Origin of the sequence: Acidianus brierleyi, from assembly GCF_003201835.2 — an archaeon.
Lineage (GTDB): Archaea > Thermoproteota > Thermoprotei_A > Sulfolobales > Sulfolobaceae > Aramenus > Aramenus brierleyi.
Genome location: NZ_CP029289.2, coordinates 68,894 through 85,156 on the forward strand (window position 1 = coordinate 68,894; position 16,263 = coordinate 85,156).

General features: G+C 31.2%; 17 protein-coding genes and 1 pseudogene. 8 read left to right on the forward strand and 10 right to left on the reverse strand.

Going from position 1 to position 16,263, the window contains the following annotated elements; translation table 11 throughout:
* Positions 1–249 precede the first annotated feature (249 nt).
* Positions 250–1,449, reverse strand: coding sequence for an MFS transporter (locus DFR85_RS16190; RefSeq protein WP_110269175.1), 1,200 nt, complete (start codon positions 1,447–1,449; stop codon positions 250–252).
* Between the two features lie 241 nt (positions 1,450–1,690).
* Between DFR85_RS16190 and DFR85_RS16195 the strand changes: the two genes are divergently transcribed.
* Complete coding sequence (locus DFR85_RS16195; protein ID WP_210433926.1) at positions 1,691–2,920, forward strand: MFS transporter; 1,230 nt, start codon at positions 1,691–1,693, stop codon at positions 2,918–2,920.
* 40 nt (positions 2,921–2,960) lie between these two features.
* Entirely contained in the window at positions 2,961–3,539 is a 579-nt protein-coding gene (locus DFR85_RS16200; protein WP_210433927.1) for a hypothetical protein, read from the forward strand.
* Between the two features lie 43 nt (positions 3,540–3,582).
* Here the strand turns inward: DFR85_RS16200 and DFR85_RS16205 are convergent, their stop codons facing one another.
* Positions 3,583–3,774 (reverse strand): hypothetical protein, encoded by a 192-nt coding sequence (locus tag DFR85_RS16205; protein ID WP_110269176.1) that lies wholly within the window; start codon positions 3,772–3,774, stop codon positions 3,583–3,585.
* A 279-nt stretch (positions 3,775–4,053) separates the two neighbouring features.
* Between DFR85_RS16205 and DFR85_RS16210 the strand changes: the two genes are divergently transcribed.
* Positions 4,054–5,046, forward strand: a complete 993-nt coding sequence (locus DFR85_RS16210; protein WP_162582522.1) for a hypothetical protein — start codon at positions 4,054–4,056, stop codon at positions 5,044–5,046.
* Between the two features lie 56 nt (positions 5,047–5,102).
* Complete coding sequence (locus DFR85_RS16215) at positions 5,103–5,384, forward strand: hypothetical protein (protein ID WP_110269178.1); 282 nt, start codon at positions 5,103–5,105, stop codon at positions 5,382–5,384.
* Positions 5,385–5,388: 4 nt separating this feature from the next.
* On the opposite strand, the gene DFR85_RS16220 is transcribed toward DFR85_RS16215, so the two are convergent.
* Complete coding sequence (locus tag DFR85_RS16220; RefSeq protein ID WP_110269179.1) at positions 5,389–5,703, reverse strand: hypothetical protein; 315 nt, start codon at positions 5,701–5,703, stop codon at positions 5,389–5,391.
* A 495-nt stretch (positions 5,704–6,198) separates the two neighbouring features.
* Between DFR85_RS16220 and DFR85_RS16225 the strand changes: the two genes are divergently transcribed.
* Positions 6,199–6,435, forward strand: a complete 237-nt coding sequence (locus tag DFR85_RS16225; RefSeq protein ID WP_162582524.1) for a hypothetical protein — start codon at positions 6,199–6,201, stop codon at positions 6,433–6,435.
* On the opposite strand, the gene DFR85_RS16230 is transcribed toward DFR85_RS16225, so the two are convergent.
* The 5 genes from DFR85_RS16230 to DFR85_RS16250 all read right to left on the reverse strand — a co-directional run bounded on the left by DFR85_RS16230 (position 6,424) and on the right by DFR85_RS16250 (position 11,547).
* Positions 6,424–7,761 carry an MFS transporter gene (locus tag DFR85_RS16230; protein ID WP_349290784.1) on the reverse strand — a complete coding sequence of 446 codons (1,338 nt, stop codon included), beginning with the start codon at positions 7,759–7,761 and terminating at the stop codon, positions 6,424–6,426. The genes DFR85_RS16225 and DFR85_RS16230 overlap by 12 nt on opposite strands.
* Positions 7,762–7,942: 181 nt before the next feature.
* A complete protein-coding gene (locus DFR85_RS16235) occupies positions 7,943–8,539 on the reverse strand; it encodes a sulfite oxidase-like oxidoreductase (RefSeq protein WP_110269181.1) in 597 nt (198 codons plus the stop codon).
* Between the two features lie 85 nt (positions 8,540–8,624).
* Positions 8,625–9,773: an MFS transporter gene (locus DFR85_RS16240; RefSeq protein WP_110269182.1), complete on the reverse strand. Its 1,149-nt coding sequence runs from the start codon at positions 9,771–9,773 to the stop codon at positions 8,625–8,627.
* A 36-nt stretch (positions 9,774–9,809) separates the two neighbouring features.
* Positions 9,810–10,646 carry an ABC transporter permease gene (locus DFR85_RS16245; RefSeq protein WP_110271720.1) on the reverse strand — a complete coding sequence of 279 codons (837 nt, stop codon included), beginning with the start codon at positions 10,644–10,646 and terminating at the stop codon, positions 9,810–9,812.
* A complete protein-coding gene (locus DFR85_RS16250; RefSeq protein WP_432417919.1) occupies positions 10,642–11,547 on the reverse strand; it encodes an ABC transporter ATP-binding protein in 906 nt (301 codons plus the stop codon). The genes DFR85_RS16245 and DFR85_RS16250 overlap by 5 nt, the downstream gene beginning before the upstream one ends.
* A gap of 425 nt (positions 11,548–11,972) precedes the next feature.
* Between DFR85_RS16250 and DFR85_RS16255 the strand changes: the two genes are divergently transcribed.
* From DFR85_RS16255 to DFR85_RS16265, 3 genes are all read left to right on the forward strand, one after another.
* Positions 11,973–12,527, forward strand: a complete 555-nt coding sequence (locus DFR85_RS16255) for a DUF3800 domain-containing protein (RefSeq protein ID WP_110269184.1) — start codon at positions 11,973–11,975, stop codon at positions 12,525–12,527.
* Between the two features lie 267 nt (positions 12,528–12,794).
* On the forward strand, positions 12,795–13,703 hold the full coding sequence (locus tag DFR85_RS16260) for a tetratricopeptide repeat protein (protein ID WP_110269185.1): 909 nt from the start codon (positions 12,795–12,797) through the stop codon (positions 13,701–13,703).
* 55 nt (positions 13,704–13,758) lie between these two features.
* Entirely contained in the window at positions 13,759–14,364 is a 606-nt protein-coding gene (locus DFR85_RS16265; RefSeq protein WP_110269186.1) for a hypothetical protein, read from the forward strand.
* Between the two features lie 125 nt (positions 14,365–14,489).
* On the opposite strand, the pseudogene DFR85_RS16270 reads toward DFR85_RS16265, so the two are convergent.
* Both DFR85_RS16270 and DFR85_RS16275 read right to left on the reverse strand, forming a co-directional pair.
* Positions 14,490–15,515, reverse strand: a pseudogene (locus DFR85_RS16270) (transposase).
* Positions 15,516–15,823: 308 nt separating this feature from the next.
* Positions 15,824–16,261, reverse strand: coding sequence for a hypothetical protein (locus DFR85_RS16275; RefSeq protein ID WP_162582526.1), 438 nt, complete (start codon positions 16,259–16,261; stop codon positions 15,824–15,826).
* Positions 16,262–16,263: the final 2 nt, after the last annotated feature.

Genomic DNA, 16,263 nt, shown 5'->3' on the forward strand with positions numbered 1-16,263 from the left:
GTTTTATTTTATTAAACTTATTTAACTATAAATTATTCGTTTGATTGCTTACTTTACCTGATTATAATTTCTAATATTATGATCTTGCTAGAATTTAAATCTTACTCAAGTTAAATCTTTTTAAACGTATTATAGAATAGAGAATAAAAATTTTATTTTATCTTAAAAATTAATATAATAAAGTATACGACTTTATTCAAGAACTAAGGACCAAATTAAAACAATTACTTAATATAGTTGAAAAGCACTTTATTCTACTTTTAACTCGCTAGTTTTCAAGGTTTCTGGACCCATCGATAAACCAAATATTGAAATTATTGCTCCTATACTAAGAACTGTAAATGCAGCAATATATGGATTAGATATCTTAGAGAATAGTGAAATATAAATTGAAGAGAATCCTGCTACAATAAATGCTCCATTATAGGAAAAACCAACTCCAGTAGCTCTACTAAACGTCTTAAATCTCTCAGCAAGATAAGCAGGAGATATTGCTGAAGGTAGATTTATCCCAAAACCGAATATTAATGTAGGAAGTAAAAGTGCATGCTCAATTCCAAAATAGAATATTCCTGCAGCTAAAACTGATATTATAGAGCCTATAATAGCCATTGTTCTTCTCCCTATATAATCAGAAATTAATCCTGAAATTATCATTGCAGGTATTCCTATTAAGTTCATGAATAAGGCTAAAGGCCCATAAACTGCAGGAGATAAATGCATTACGGTTCCGAAAAGAACTGGTACGAATTGAGGTCCTGCGTAAATCATTATCCAAAAGCCTATCATTACTAAGATAGTTTGAATAATTGGTTTAAGACCAATTAAAGGAGACTCTTTTTTAGCTTCTAGAAATACCTTTGATTCTGTTAGTTTAGCTCTTATTATTACTGCTAAAGCAGCTGGGATTATACCTAGAATAAATATATATCTCCAACCAATAGATATAAAATCTTTAGTTGGAGCTAAAAATGTAAATAATAGATCAACTATAACGAAACCAACTAATGTACCTGACTGCATTATCCCTGAAGTTAAACCTCTTCTTCTACTTACGCTCTCCATTGCTAATGTAAAACTTGATGATACATCACCTCCTATAAAGACCCCTTGCATAAGCCTTAATAGAGACAGAATAACTGGAGCTAAAATACCTATTTGATAATATGTAGGTAAAAGCCCAGTTAAGCCTATAGTTAAGGAATATCCTAATACTGTGAAAATTAACGCCTTTTTCCTTCCTCTTAAATCTGCCAAATAACCAAAAACAAATCCTCCTAAAGGTCTTGATATTATAGTGAAAACTATTGGTAAAACAGCACCTAAGAGACCTAATGTAGGATAATATAATTTTTCTAATATACTAGCTGTAATAACAACTGCACCTAAATCATAAGAATCCATAACCCATGAAATATATGACCCAAGATAATTTGTCGAATTTGACATGATTTTTTGCACTGACTAGGTAATTAAAAAGTTTTCTAATGTTTGAGGCTAAATATTAACCTTTTTAATATATTGAAAATAAATATTATTTTAATTTATTATTTATAATCTAATATCGTACAAATTATACATTAAACCGATATTTTTTGATAATTATGATTCGTTAGTTTTCAAAGCTTACTTATACATATCGTATGTAAGATTTAAATTTATTTCCTAAAGAATAAACTATCGACCATGAATGATTAGCAGAAATACAGCATTTGTGGCTGTAACATCAGTAATTGCTTATGCTTTACCTACATACGTTATCGTTGCACCAGCATATACTGTAAACCAATTTAATGTAGCACAATGGTTAGCTTTTCTCATAGTTTCTATTCCATTTGGAGGAAGAGTTATAGGAGCTCTTTCATATCAAAAAATAATTGTCTCACTAGGTTCTAGATTAACATTCCTAACTTCATTGTTCTCTTTAGGTATAATTTCAATAGCTAGTGGAATAGTTAGTAACATTGGAATTCTCATAGTATTAAGGCTTTTAGTTGGAGTAATGTTTGGTCTAGCTACTTCATTTGCAGTCGAACAAGCTATAAAAACAGGAAATAGATTCATTACCGCATTAACCATGAGTGGTTGGGCAATAGGATGGATAGGCGGTGCATTTGCATATCTAGATTTGAAGACATGGTACCTAATAGCTCTCTCCGGAGGTATTACAATACCCTTATCTTTACTATATCAAAAAACAGATTCCTTTAAAGGTGAAAAAATAAAACTAGGATTACCATCACTATTGTCAGTCCTAGCTTTCTTTTTCGCCTTCGAACCAGCATTTATATTACAACTTGCTCCTACTATTCTTGAAAAAGAAGGAGGACTAAGTTGGCTTATATTAGGATATTCAATTTCAGTGCCTATGTATTTCATAATTCCTGCATTAGCTAGAATTTTAGGAGAAACTAAAGCAATAATTATTTCCACCTCTATTTCAGCACTATCAGGAACTTTATTCTTTGTTACTGGAATTCCTTATTTAGTAGTAATATTTAATGCGTTTGGTTTAGGTATAAACTCTTTAGCTCCTAGGATATCTCAGTTTTATGGTGCTGGAGCTAGGAACATGGGAGTGGCTTTAAATGCAGCAGCATTAGGTGGCGTAATAGTTCCAGTAGTGGGATCTATTAATATCAAGATTGTTGCATCATTAATAACTGCTATATCAATGATTGCATTACTCATAATGGGAATTAAGGTAAGAGAAGGAATAGCAGTAGGAAATTATAGAAGTACTTCAAATTATAGTTCCATATCAAATAGCGTGGAAAGGTATAATTTAAAATATATAAAAATAATAAATAAATTACAAAATTATATTACAAGAAGTTTTAAAAGAATTAATTTATCTAATAAAAGAGTCTTGGCTATACTAAGTACTATTGACTTTCATTTTTATCATAGATTTGGGTAAAAGTATATTTAATTATTGATTTAGTTTTTCTAGAACATAAATGAAAAATACTATTTTAGCCATAATAGTTATAACTATGTTCGTATCTAGTATGCTAGGATTTTTTATAGGAACTAAAGTAAGCTATGATAAAATAAACAATTATACAATAATAAACGTAAATAGTAAAAATTCTGATCCAATACCTCCTGCAAATATTGGAAACAATCAAGATTATTTAATAAACCCAGTATTTCCAGCCCATACAATAGCTAGCCAGTACGCGTATGTTACACAAGGACAAGGAAAAGTGTTTATAGGAGCTTTATATAATTCTGGAAATGGCTATCTAGCTGGAGCAAAAGGTGCAGCAGTTGTAGCATCAATGCTAGCTTATCAACCATTGACTGAATATAATTACTATCTTTACATAACGGCTCCTTCTCCAATAAATGTAGGAGGAGCAGTAAAAACAGATTCTGCTACAGTAATGTACTTAGCATCAATGCTAGGAGATGTTTCTAATCTTAATAAGTCAATGTACTTCTTAGGAGATGTAGGTTTAGAGGGATATATGTATTCTACAGGAGTAGTTTATCTGAACAAGGGGTTCAAAGGGGGCGGAAGACTCCATCCGTAAGGGTGGAGATGGATAGGCTCCACATGCTTTGCCTCTAACATGGCTAGGCGATGGCTTGAAGAGCCGAAGGAACTACTTGATTAGGGTCAACTTGAGGGCCTTCACTACCTCCTCCCCTATACCTAGTCTTCTTAGTCTCACCCTTGTAAGGCTTGTCTTCTTGTTTAGGAGTGTTGTTCGTGAAAATCGCCGTAGGAGCCCCCTTTGTAGTTACATTTAAATACGTATTTTTCAAATATTCTATTAATGGCAGTCACTGACGGAGTAAGCGTCACTGAGACGCCTTGGTTAAAGCGAGGGTCTATGTGGTACGCCTCTACTCCATTCAACAGTCCCATATTGGGATACTGTGGGTTCACATTAGTGCTCGGGGTCGGAACGACCCTTAGTGCCTGTGGAGCTGAGACCTCTACCTTTGGCAAGCCTCGGCTTTGAAGCAGGAAGCCACGCCCGTTAGGGCGGAGTAGTTCACCAAAGGATAGTACAGCTATATCAAGGAGGAGTTTATTATCTTGTGGTCCCTCAGATGATGGCATTAGCTGAAGGAAAAAATTTCAAAATGGCACAGGAATTTGCACTTCAACATGGTGATGTATTGTTAACTGCAACTTCATTACCCCAAATGTATCAAATAGAGACTCAAAATCCATTACCAGAACCTATAGGGTACTTAGATTTACAATATAACATAACAGCAGGTTTCAAATATTTATCACAAATTTACAGTACTTTATATAACTCATCTACAAATCAAACAATCAAAAATATGGCACAGTCCTATTGGTTAAAAGCCGAGGGATTAGCAGAAGAGGGAGATTATATAGCTTTCTATTTCTTACCTAATCCTGCAGTAAATGCAATTTGCTATCTTCTTAAGACTTCAAATTACAATATATCTAACGGAGTAAATAATGCGATAAAGAACGCAAGTTCTCTTAATAATCTATGGAAAATAGAAACTGCTGCAGAAGCTGCATATCTTTATGATGGTAACATGTCTGATAAAATATTAGCTACCTCGTGGGCAGCATTAAGTTTATCTATTAATGTCGGTCCTTCAATAACTCCTTATGGCTTTTATGAAGGATTATACAATGCGTTTTTAATTGATATCTATGCTGCAGAATATTATGACTCAGTTACTGGTTCAAATTATGGAAATGTGACACTATTGACCAACATTTACAATAATCCAAATGTATTGTATGATTATGGATTCTTTAACAACTATTATGCAGAGTTAGCTATAAACTTTAGTAACTATTTCCTTAAACAACTTAACTCCACATCGCTTTTAGAAGTAAAGAGTTCTATTTATAATTATATGAAGAGCGAAGATAATGTTCTTGAAAATGCCGCTGCATATTATGATGGTCCTTCAATAGTAGGATATCTTATGATGACATACGGTATTCAATCTCATAATATTCGGGATTTATATTATGCAATGCCATTTATAAGAAATACAATGAATACAGAACAACTAACATGGTACAATTCTGATTAAGTTTTATTTAAATTAAGGTAAATTAGTTTTTTAGATTAAATGTTTCACATATTTATATGGAAGAAGTTAGAAAGTTAAAGGAAACTGGTGAAGCTTACGAGAAACTATTAAACGAGGTTTTAAATAAACTTTTTATAATAATTCCTAATTGTGTTGCTTTAAATATGGAAGATAGTTTAATTCCAATTTACGCTCCAAGTGTAACTAAGAATAAGGGTATAATAGCTTTTCCATATAAATGTGAAGGAAGAATAGGTTATATTGTTATTACTGAAAAAGGAGAAGTAGTTTTTGAGGATACTGAAGGAGAATCGAAAATTATTGGAGAGCTCAAATAGATAATTATGCAGATATTATATTATTGATTTTTCCATATAATTTAGTATTTTTATTTTTTATTAGTTCTAATATTTCCTTTATTCCATTGATTATATTTTGCGGATTATTAACTTCGTTTTCTCCAAAAAGAGAAGATAAAAATACTTTTCCGTCTTTTATAACAATTTGAATTTTAGAAAATATTTCACCTATAGCTACTTCATAAGTTACTTCTTCATAAATTCTGAGTTCGTCATTTATTACAGATAGCCTTATCGAAGAACCTTCATAGCAGAATTCTACTGAATCTCCTCTAATATTTAACGATTTAATTTTCATAAATTAATTAACCAAGCTAAATATTAAAATCTTAGCAGATAACAAGCACAAAAGTATTGTAAAAAACATTAAATTAACTTTAAATCTTTTACTAATAAGCCTAATTATTGTTTTTTCTGCTCAGATCCTTGAGCTGGTTTCTTCTCTTTCTTTCCTTTTGCCATATTAGCTCTAATTTAATAAGAATCTTCTAAAGTATTTAAGAATTCCTATCTTATAATTTACTAAATATTAATTATGTAAGTTAACGATTAACTAAGATAAATTTTTAGTTAATCTATGGTAATACATATAAAGTTTATATTAATTTATCAGAATTTATGGATAGAGTTTATTTTTCTTTATTTAGAGTATAGTAACATTTAGCGTTAACTTATAATCAAAATATTACTGCTAATATTAATACCATATTAATTATTAAAATTGATAATTATGGATAATGAGAGGAAATATATACTTTAAGAAAGATCTAAATATATGGAAGAAGCCTTGAGAATGGCAAAGCAAGGGAAGCCTTTAATGGCTATGACAATGATAAAAAGTTACGTTCAAGATAATGTAGAGGGAAAAGATATTAGAAAAATGAATAAAGAATGCAGAGATTTAATTTATGCTATATTATCGACACCTTCTCTAAATGATGAAAGTTGGGGAGTTTTTGTTCCAGCTCCCACAGAAAAGGAAATAGAAATAGTTATAGAAAAAATTAGAGATTGCCTTTCACTCTTTTAATTGAGTTTGTGTCTCTAATTCTTCTAATTCATTAACTTCTTCTAATCTTCTTCCTAAAGTTCTAGGTATAGTAAATATTGTTAATATGCCTGCAATTATCATTTCAAATTCTATTACCATCCATCCTCCAAAGCTTCCTAATAATGGTATTAATGAAGATAGAAGTATTAACTGAGCTATAGCAGCACCCAAATGAGCCAAACCATCAGTCATAGCGTAAGCAGTAGCTCTAGCGTACGTTGGGTAGTTTTCAGTAGCCAATAGATAGTTTAATTGATTTGACCAGCCCACTCCAATAAAGTTACCTATGACCATACCCGTAAAGAATAACGGCATTGATCTATAGAGCCCACCTAATACTGCTATTGCCATACCTAATACAAAGCCAGTATTAGCTAATGTCACTAGAATTCTTCTATCCATTCTTTCAAGAAGTGGCCTAATACCTATAGATCCTAAGAAACTTGCTACACCAGCTAATCCAAATAAGAATATTGCTGAAGCTTCTAGGGAGGAAGTATATCCTAAGACGTCTTTAGTCCATGTAGTAAATAATGTTAAGTATGGGTATTCCCCAAAATACCAGAAAAATATTAGCGCTAAAAGTACAATGTATCTTTTTAAATACTTTGGATTCTTAAATATGCTGAAAGGATTTTTATGGTGAATAGTGTAATTCAATATTTGAGGTTCAGGTAACATATTTACGTTAGCCCTTCTCATTGAAGTTTCTTCCATTCTACTTACTAATCTTCCTGCTTCATCAAACTTATGTGCTTTAGCTAAGAATCTAACAGTTTCTGGTGCGGTAGCCCTTATGGCTAAAGCCATTAATGCAAGAGCTCCGCCAACAGCAAAAACTAATCTCCAACCTATAGTAGGATACGTATCTACCAGTACTGCTCCTAAAAATGGTCCCAAGCCTATTCCTGCCCATCCGCCTATGTAAGCCAGGTTTACGTAAAGACCTCTTTTGGAATTAGGAGCCATTTCTGCTAAGTATGTCATTACTAAAACTAGATCAGCACCTATTCCCATTCCAGTAAGGAATCTAAAAACTGCAAGCATTGGATAATTTGTAGCTAATGCGTCACCAAAGCTTCCTATAGTTGTTAAAAAGGCAGATATTATTAAAGTAGGCCTTCTCCCTATTATATCAGCTAAATAAGAAAGTCCTATTGCGCCAGGGATATATCCGAATAGACCTAAAGCTGCTATCATTGAAGCTTCAGAAGAATTAGTTATAAATGGAATTACTGGTAAAGCCACACCTACGTTTATTACATCGTATAATGTAATAAAGAAGCTAAACCCTAACGCCCATATTAGTGCATATGATAAGCCTCATGCTGGTAGCCTATCAACTCTAGCTATATACCAGTCTGGATTAGTTTTTAAATCGTTTTTATCAGGTCCAGAGCTCGTAGCCATATTTTTTAAAACAGTATAAGTAGTTTTTAAGCTTATCTTTTGTTTAATTATAGTTTGAAAAATTTAAAAATTGTAATTAAAGTATAGGTCTTTTTGGCGAATGTTTTCCTAAATGGCCTTTAAATCTTTCTTCTTCCCAAACGTTACCTCTTTCATGATACCCTCTTTCCTCCCAATAGCCATCTACATATTTATCAATAAATTCAATTTCTGTTAACCATTTAGCGCTCTTCCATCCATATAGATGTGGCATAAAAGGTCTAGCTGGAAAACCTTGCTCTATTGTTAAAGGTTTTCCATTAATTCTTAAAGCTATTATTGAATCTTCGCTTAATGCGTCCTCTATTGGTATAGTAGATGTGTAGCCATCTAATGAATAAAATATAACCCATTTTGCTTCTTCTTTTACTTTAGATTTTTCTACTATATTTCTAATTTTAATTCCTTCCCAATAAACGTCTTTAATACTCCAACCTGTTACACAGTGAAAATCTTTTGTGTATTTCGTATCTATCATTTTTAATAAATCTTCATAGCTAAACTCTAGTTTATTTTCTACTAATCCATTTATCTTTAACTTATAGGTAGAAATGTCCACTTCAGGGACTCCTAAAGCTGCATAATAAATGAATTTTTTAATATATCTTTGTCCATGAGGTAACTGAACTTCCATATCATAAATTGGTCATCTAGAATTAAAAAGAAGTTTTTAAAAAATTTGAATAAGTAAGTTTCTTATTTTAGAGAATCATAGAGTATCATATTTTCTGTTTTAAGAAAATTCTTATAACAAACAAGATAAATGCTAAAGCCACTGGAATTAGAAGAGCAAAGGAATCTCTTATTCCGAAGAAATTAACTATTGAAGAAATTATTATGGGTATAAAAGATGAAAATCCCATCATAATTGCAGAAAAATAACTATTAGCAATATTTCGTTCTTCTACGGAAAAACTTCTAGATATAGAAATTAGGGAAATTGGATATGTAAGACCATGAGGAATTCCAAGAATTACTAGAGCAAGTATGTAAAACATTAGACTAGGAGATATAAATACTAGTAAAAGTCCTATAACAGTTAACGATGCGGCTACCCATATTGGCGTCCAAAGATTTCTTGGTGGTATTACTGTTAATATTAACCTTCCTAGAAAAGAAGTTGCAAAAAATATTCCAAAGAGAGCTGTAGCTAACGAATAAGACGCCTTAAAGCTTTCTACAGCAAATATTCCTCCAAAAGTAGTTAACATACCGAACGGTATACCATACATTAAATTTAATGCTATAGATAATTCGAATCCAGGGTTTTTCCATACAGGAGTGGTTTTAATCCCATTTTCTGGAGCATCGTTAGGGAATTTAATAAAAAAAGAGAAAATAGCTACTAATATAGCAAATAGGGAAAAGAAAAGAAAAGCTTGAAATAGTGTAAATTTTAAGAGAACAACAGATTCAATTAAAGGTCCAAGGATTAATGAAGTACTCAGTGCTAACGTATAAAGAGAAAGCATTCTTTCTCTAGTTCTTTGATCTGGAAATAATCCCGCATATGTCATGATATTGGGCATTATAAGACCCATAGAAAAACCTAAGAATGAAGCAAAAAACCATATATTAAACGGATTAGAGAAATAAAATAATGGAAATATTATAGCATAGAAAATTGAAAATAAAACAAAAAATCTTCTTCGTAATTTAGACTTTAATTTAGAATTAACTAGTCCGCTTGAAATAAAAGCAAAAATAGCAGCTAAAGATGAAACTACTCCTATCAATATACTAGAAAAGTGAAAATCATACCTTGCTATTAATGGTAAAGTTGTTATAATCATATTGTTCGAAGCACGTAATGAAAATGTAATCCCTATAATTATTATTGCGGAAATTATAGGAAAACTCTTGTTCATACAAATGATAGGTGTATAAAAAGATATATCTTTTTCTTAACTTACACGCTTAGGAATGTCTCTATTAATAAAACTAAGGAAAGCTATAACCAAAGAAATGCCAGAGTAAAGTATAACATAAGCTATAGCATCTATTTGTGTTCCTGGTATTGCTGGAAATATTTCTAAGGCTTGCACTATTAATGATGCTCCAGGAATTGTTTGAGCGTAAAGAAAAGGAAGTTCTGTTGCTCCCCAAGAGGGTAATGATATTGCTATAGCTTTGAAAAGAAAAATCCCAGTTAGTTTAGCTACAAATACTAATACTGCACCTATAAGAATTGAACCTATAAGAATTGAACTGGCTATAAGGAAGGCTAAACTGCTTCTTCTTAGTAATTCACCTATCATAAAAGCTATTGAATAGAAAGTTAAAGCAGAGAAAAGAACTGTAGATATTAATTCTGGCAGATATCCAAGAAATTTTTGAGCACCAAAGAAAGAAAAGGAGAACACAAGCGCTAAAGTAACCATAAATAAGTAAATAAGTGACACAAGGATATATCCTCCTAGAAGTTTTCCAAGTGTAAATTGAAATCTTGTTATAGGTTTAGTTAGAAAGAAATCAACAGTACCTTGCTCATATTCTTCTGATAATGAACCTGAAGATATGGATATAGTTATAAAATGTAGAAGTAAACTCTGAGGTAAAAGGACACCTGCTAGCCATAAAAGTGGAGAAATAGGTGCCAATAAATGTTCTATTTTAGGAGTTTTTACTTCAGATAATGCCAAATATGTTCCTACCTCAAAAACTAATGTTATGCCTATTAAACTAATTACTTTTTTTCTAGCTATAGCTCTCTTAATTTCATAGAAAATTATTTTCTCAATCACTTTTACTTGCCTCCTTTATTGCCATTAAATAGGCTTCCTCTAATTCGTCATCTAAATAGAACGACCTTATTTTTATTCCAGATGTTACTAGATAATGAATTAAGTCCTCTCTTCTATCCTCTTTTAATTTCAATATTATCCTCTTATTATCGAATTTGATATTAGTTATATAATCTAAATCTTTTATTACAGATTTTATACTCTCTTTATCGTCACTCTCAACTATTACTATAACTCCTAAAAATTTTTTAATTAAATCTTCTGGAGACCCATGAAAGAATACTTTTCCATTAAAAATAAGATAAACATCGTCTGAAACTTTCTTTACATCATCAAGAACATGAGAAGTCATTAGTATACTTTTGCCATCCTTCCTCATTTCCTTAAGCATTTCCCTCATATTATAATTCAAAGATGGATCTGTCCCTATATTTGGTTCATCCATTATCAATAACTCAGGATTTCCAAGAATTGCTTCTGCTATTGCAATTCTTTGAGTCATACCTTTACTATATTTAGCTATCTTTTTATTTGCGCTATCTTCCATACCTACGATTTCTAAAACTCTTTTAATCTCACTTTTATCAATTCCTTTAATTCTACAACTCATTTCGAGTAATTCTTTTCCAGTCATAAATGGAGGAAGATTTGGTAGTTCTTGAACATAGCCTATTTCTTTAAATATTTTCTTATTTTTAAATGGATCTTTATTAAGAACTTCAACTTTTCCTCTACTGGGGAAAATTAATCCCATTATAATTCTAATTAAGGTAGTTTTTCCAGCACCATTAGGGCCTAATATTGATGTAATTCTACCATTTTCAGCTTCGAGAGATACTCCTCTCAAAGCATGCTTATTACCATAAAATTTCTCTACCTCTTCAGCTCTTACTGACACAAGTATTATTTTAAACTACAAGTTAAAACGGTTTGTTAAATGTGAGATATTGTATTAGTCAATATGCTTAGTGTGTATGATAATATTTATGAAAATATCATGAAAAATATTAGCTAACTGAGACTCAGAAAGTGATTAGTAAAAGACTAAAGTCTTTTTAGAAATATTATTGTTTAAAATAAATTTATAGACAAAAAATACAGCTATTCAGAATAACTATTCTAACTTAAAAATCTTCTAATGGAAAGTAAAGATTAAATACGTTTAGACCAAAGATATATCTTGAGAGGTATCTCTATGAAAATCCTGTTGGACCCCTCGGGGTATACCGAGGAGGATGAAAACAGGTGTATCTTGGACCCCTCGGGGTATACCGAGGAGGATGAAGAGATACTTAATTAATTTTCCTCGTCCTTATTTCTGAAATGAAAAAGTACTATGTTTATGTGGACGAATCCTATAAGGAGAATATATTCGCTCTATCAGTAATTTGGGTTAAAAATCCTGCAGAAGCAGACAGAATAAAGGCCGATGCAGTTAGGAAGATTAACAAGAAATATCATTTTCATTTTAAAAATGATAAATATAATATAAGGAGGATATTTCTTCTAGCTATCTTGAATTCTAAGATAAATTTTGGTATAATTTTGTTCAATAAGATACCAAGATGTTGTAAAGATTATGCAAGATATTATATAGCAGAAGTTATAAATAATTCTCCGTTTGATGAAAACTCACAATTGATAATAACTATAAAAGGAATAGAAGACTGGATAAACAGGAAAAAATGTAATATTTATGACGAATCCATTAATTTCGTTCAAAAAAGAATATTTTATAGAATAAAATATAATGATAGATCAGGATTGGAAATAGCAGATTATATTGCCTCAGTATATGTTTATTGTATATTTAATAATTTTGATTTATGCAAATCCATAAAGGAAAAGATAAGATTTAAAGTAAATGAGAATATTTAATTATATAGTTATTAATACTAAAATATAATAAAAGAGGTGATTCAGTTATCCGAGCGATTAAGGGGATTCATTGCTAATTGTAATAATACGTACTTACTGATATAATATTCAATTCGATTATCGCTGTTACTTTACATCATCTACGTTAATGATTGGAATATTTTAACTTAGCTTGTTTAAATAAAGTGAATTCACAAAGGAAACCTGAATCGACTCTTTTATAAAGGACATAAAAGTGTATATTTTAGTTATATTAATATTTTGGTTATGTTTAAAAAATCTGCTATTTATAGGCATATCACAAGAGCTCTAGAATTATTTAATTCACATAAGTACGATCTAGCATTAAAGGAGATAGATAAAGCACTAGAAATTGATGATAAAGACTATGACTTACATGTCTTAAAATCTATAATATTTTTAAATCTAGCGCAATATAATGAAGCTTTAAATGAAATTAATATAGCGCTCTTAATTGATAATTCTCCATTTGCATACGCTACTAAATCATTTATACTTACTGAACAAGGAAATCTAAGAGATGCTCTTAGCATACTAGATAACATAGAAGATTTAGAGGAATATGAAGAAATAATTTTACAAAAAGCATCTCTTTTAATTTTAATGGATAGAATAAAGGAAGCTTTAGCATTAATTAAAAACATGAATTCAACATCCGCGCATTACATTAGATCATATGTGTATTATAAATTGAAAGATTATGAAAAATCTTTAAATGAGATAGACGTTATTGAAGAAAATACAGTAATTAAGAATCTTTATAAATATATCATAAATATTAAGCAGGAAAAACTGTATAACATAGATTATAGTTCTATTGAAAACAATAATTCTCTTATTATGTTTCTATTTGAATATCTTAATGGGATATATTCATTAAAATATAACAAATATAATGAAGCTATAACGTATTTTAATAGAGCCCTTAAATATAATGAAGATATTATACTAAGATCTATTATAGAAAACATAAATTCAATAAATTTTGACTTAGATCACAAAATAAAATTCTATACGTTTAAGCACGGAAGCATAGTATCAGAATATATAATTTATGAACCTTATACATTAATAAAAATAAATGAACAAATTCATAACAAAAAATATAGACTAGTGCATACAATTAGGTCAACTTTTATTCCTTCTATTTATTAAAATTGATAATTATTATAGCAATGCTTATTTATTACGAAAAGCTCTTTTATCTATAATGCTAAGGTTAACTAAACGTACTGTGACATTACCTATTATAGGATATTCTTTGGCTACATTTTATCTAGTAGGATTTATTTTTTACTTAAAATATCTACATTTTCCAATATTTCTTGATACTGTACTAATAGGAATACCTTTTATAGGAAGAATGCTAACTCCTATATTATATCCTCTATCTGTAATAAAATATGGTATGGAAAAGATTCTATATTTATCTTTAGCAATAATGGGAATAATAAGTATTTTAGAAGAATTTTCAGATAGTTTGATAATACTAATTATATTTAGGTTTATTACTGGAGTACTGTATGGTCTTTCTACATCATCTGCTATAGAAATGGCAAGTATGACTAAAATCAGATTACTTATAGGTCTAACAATGGGTGGTTGGTCGATTGGATGGATATTTTCAGCATTATCTGCGTTTTTTCTATCAAACTTAATGCTATTTACTGGACTTATATCTATACCATTTATATTGTATCCTACACGAAGGCATGGAATTAATTTAATTAGTACTCCAGTAAATAGTATATCCACGCATATTTCAAAAAAGATTAATATAGATTTTTCAGTAAAAGCATTTATAATTTTTTTCTAGGATTTGAACCAGCATTTATCTTAACAAGGGGCGTTCAGTAATAAATATTTCGGTTGAACTTCAAGCATAATGTCAACTAAGATTGCCACGTGTACCTTTCAATCCACGTGGTGATTTGGGGAGGATCACTTAGGCTCATAAGGCTTATTATTATACCAAACACTCCAAATTATTCTAGCCAATTTCCTGGCTAAAGCAGACAACTTCTTTCCCTTCAACTTTTCCTTATGGTTCTCGTAAAATTCTAGTAATGTAGGATTACGAGAGTAATTCATCTCAGCGAGGAAAACAAGCTGCGCAAGTACTTATTACCCTTCTTCGATATTCCCTTACTTACAGTAGCTTTACCGCTCCTCTCAACTATTGGGTCTAAACCGCAGATACGAAGGACTCAGGGTTAGGAAAGCGTTTAATGTCTCCAACAATGCCTATTATTATTCCCGAAGAAAGTTTCCCTATTCCCGGTATAGTTAATAGAACGTGATTTTCAGACTGTAATTGTATCATTTTCTCTACTTCTTTTATTTTCTCGCTTGTTTCCAGTAGTGCTTTAGATAATACTTCGATTTCTTCAAGTACGATCTTTGTGTACTCTAAGTTGTATAATTGTATTTTGAAGTTTCCTTTAGAGAATTCTTCAAGCATTTCCTTGCTTATTTTTTCCTCGTCACTTAGGAATAGTGCTCTTTTTACCCTGTTCTTGTACTTTACTTCAAGGTCTTTTAGGAAGATATATAGTGTTACTAGTTCTTTCAATGGGTTGTAGTTGTACTCCTTTGCCTTGTTTGCCATGTTTATTAGTTTTTGTAGTAAAAATCTGTTTTCCTCTCAAGTCCTTCTCCTTCCATAGTTTTGGCTTACTTGTAGTATCTTGATCCCTTTTTCCTTGAAGTATTGACATGGTTTTATTGATGCTCCTGTCGGTTCGACCACTATTGTGTTTAGTTTCACTTTTAGTATTTCTTCATAACCCTTCTTGTTGTGTAGACCCTCCCCTCACTCGTCACATGATCTTTTGATATGTCTATTCCTAGGATCCCTACCTCTTTATCACACCTATATCCGTGCATATTATCACAATGTTCAGTCCGATGGTAGGGGTTTGTCACGCCCCCGTTCGAAGACTTTGCTTCAGTCAAAGGGTCGACCATGTTTCCCAGTTGGAGAGTATTACTCTCCCCAACTAATTAATCTATATAGGGTTCAAAGGGGGCGGAAGACTCCATCCGTAAGGGTGGAGATGGATAGCCTCCTTTGTGGTTACATTTAAATACGTATTTTTCAAATATTCTCTTAATGGCAGTCACTGACGGAGTAAGCGTCACTGAGACGCCTTGGTTAAAGCGAGGGTCTATGTGGTACGCCTCTGCTCCATTCAACAGTCCCATATTGGGATACTGTGGGTTCACATTAGTGCTCGGGGTCGGAACGACCCTTAGTGCCTGTGGAGCTGAGACCTCTACCTTTGGCAAGCCTTGGCTTTGAAGCAGGAAGCCACGCCCGTTAGGGCGTGATAGTTCACAGAGACAATACTCTCGTATAGTGTAGCTTTAATAGGATATGCATTACTTCCCATAATTGGAAAACCTAGAAGATCATTTATAATTTCTGGAATAATAGTATCAATAACTGGATTTTTAAGCTTTTTAACATTAAATGTTCCTTTATTCATAATATTTACAACATTTGGTCTAGGGATAAACTCACTCTTACCGATATTATCTAGAATAATAAGGATAAGATTAAGAGAAATAGGGCCCAGTATGAATCTAGCCGCAGCAGCAGGCTTCATAATACCTAACGTTGTTGAAATAGGTAATGTAAGGCTAAATTCTTCGGTAATAACCTTACTTTCCTCTTTAATACTTCTAGTATTTATATTATTTGAATTAAACAAAA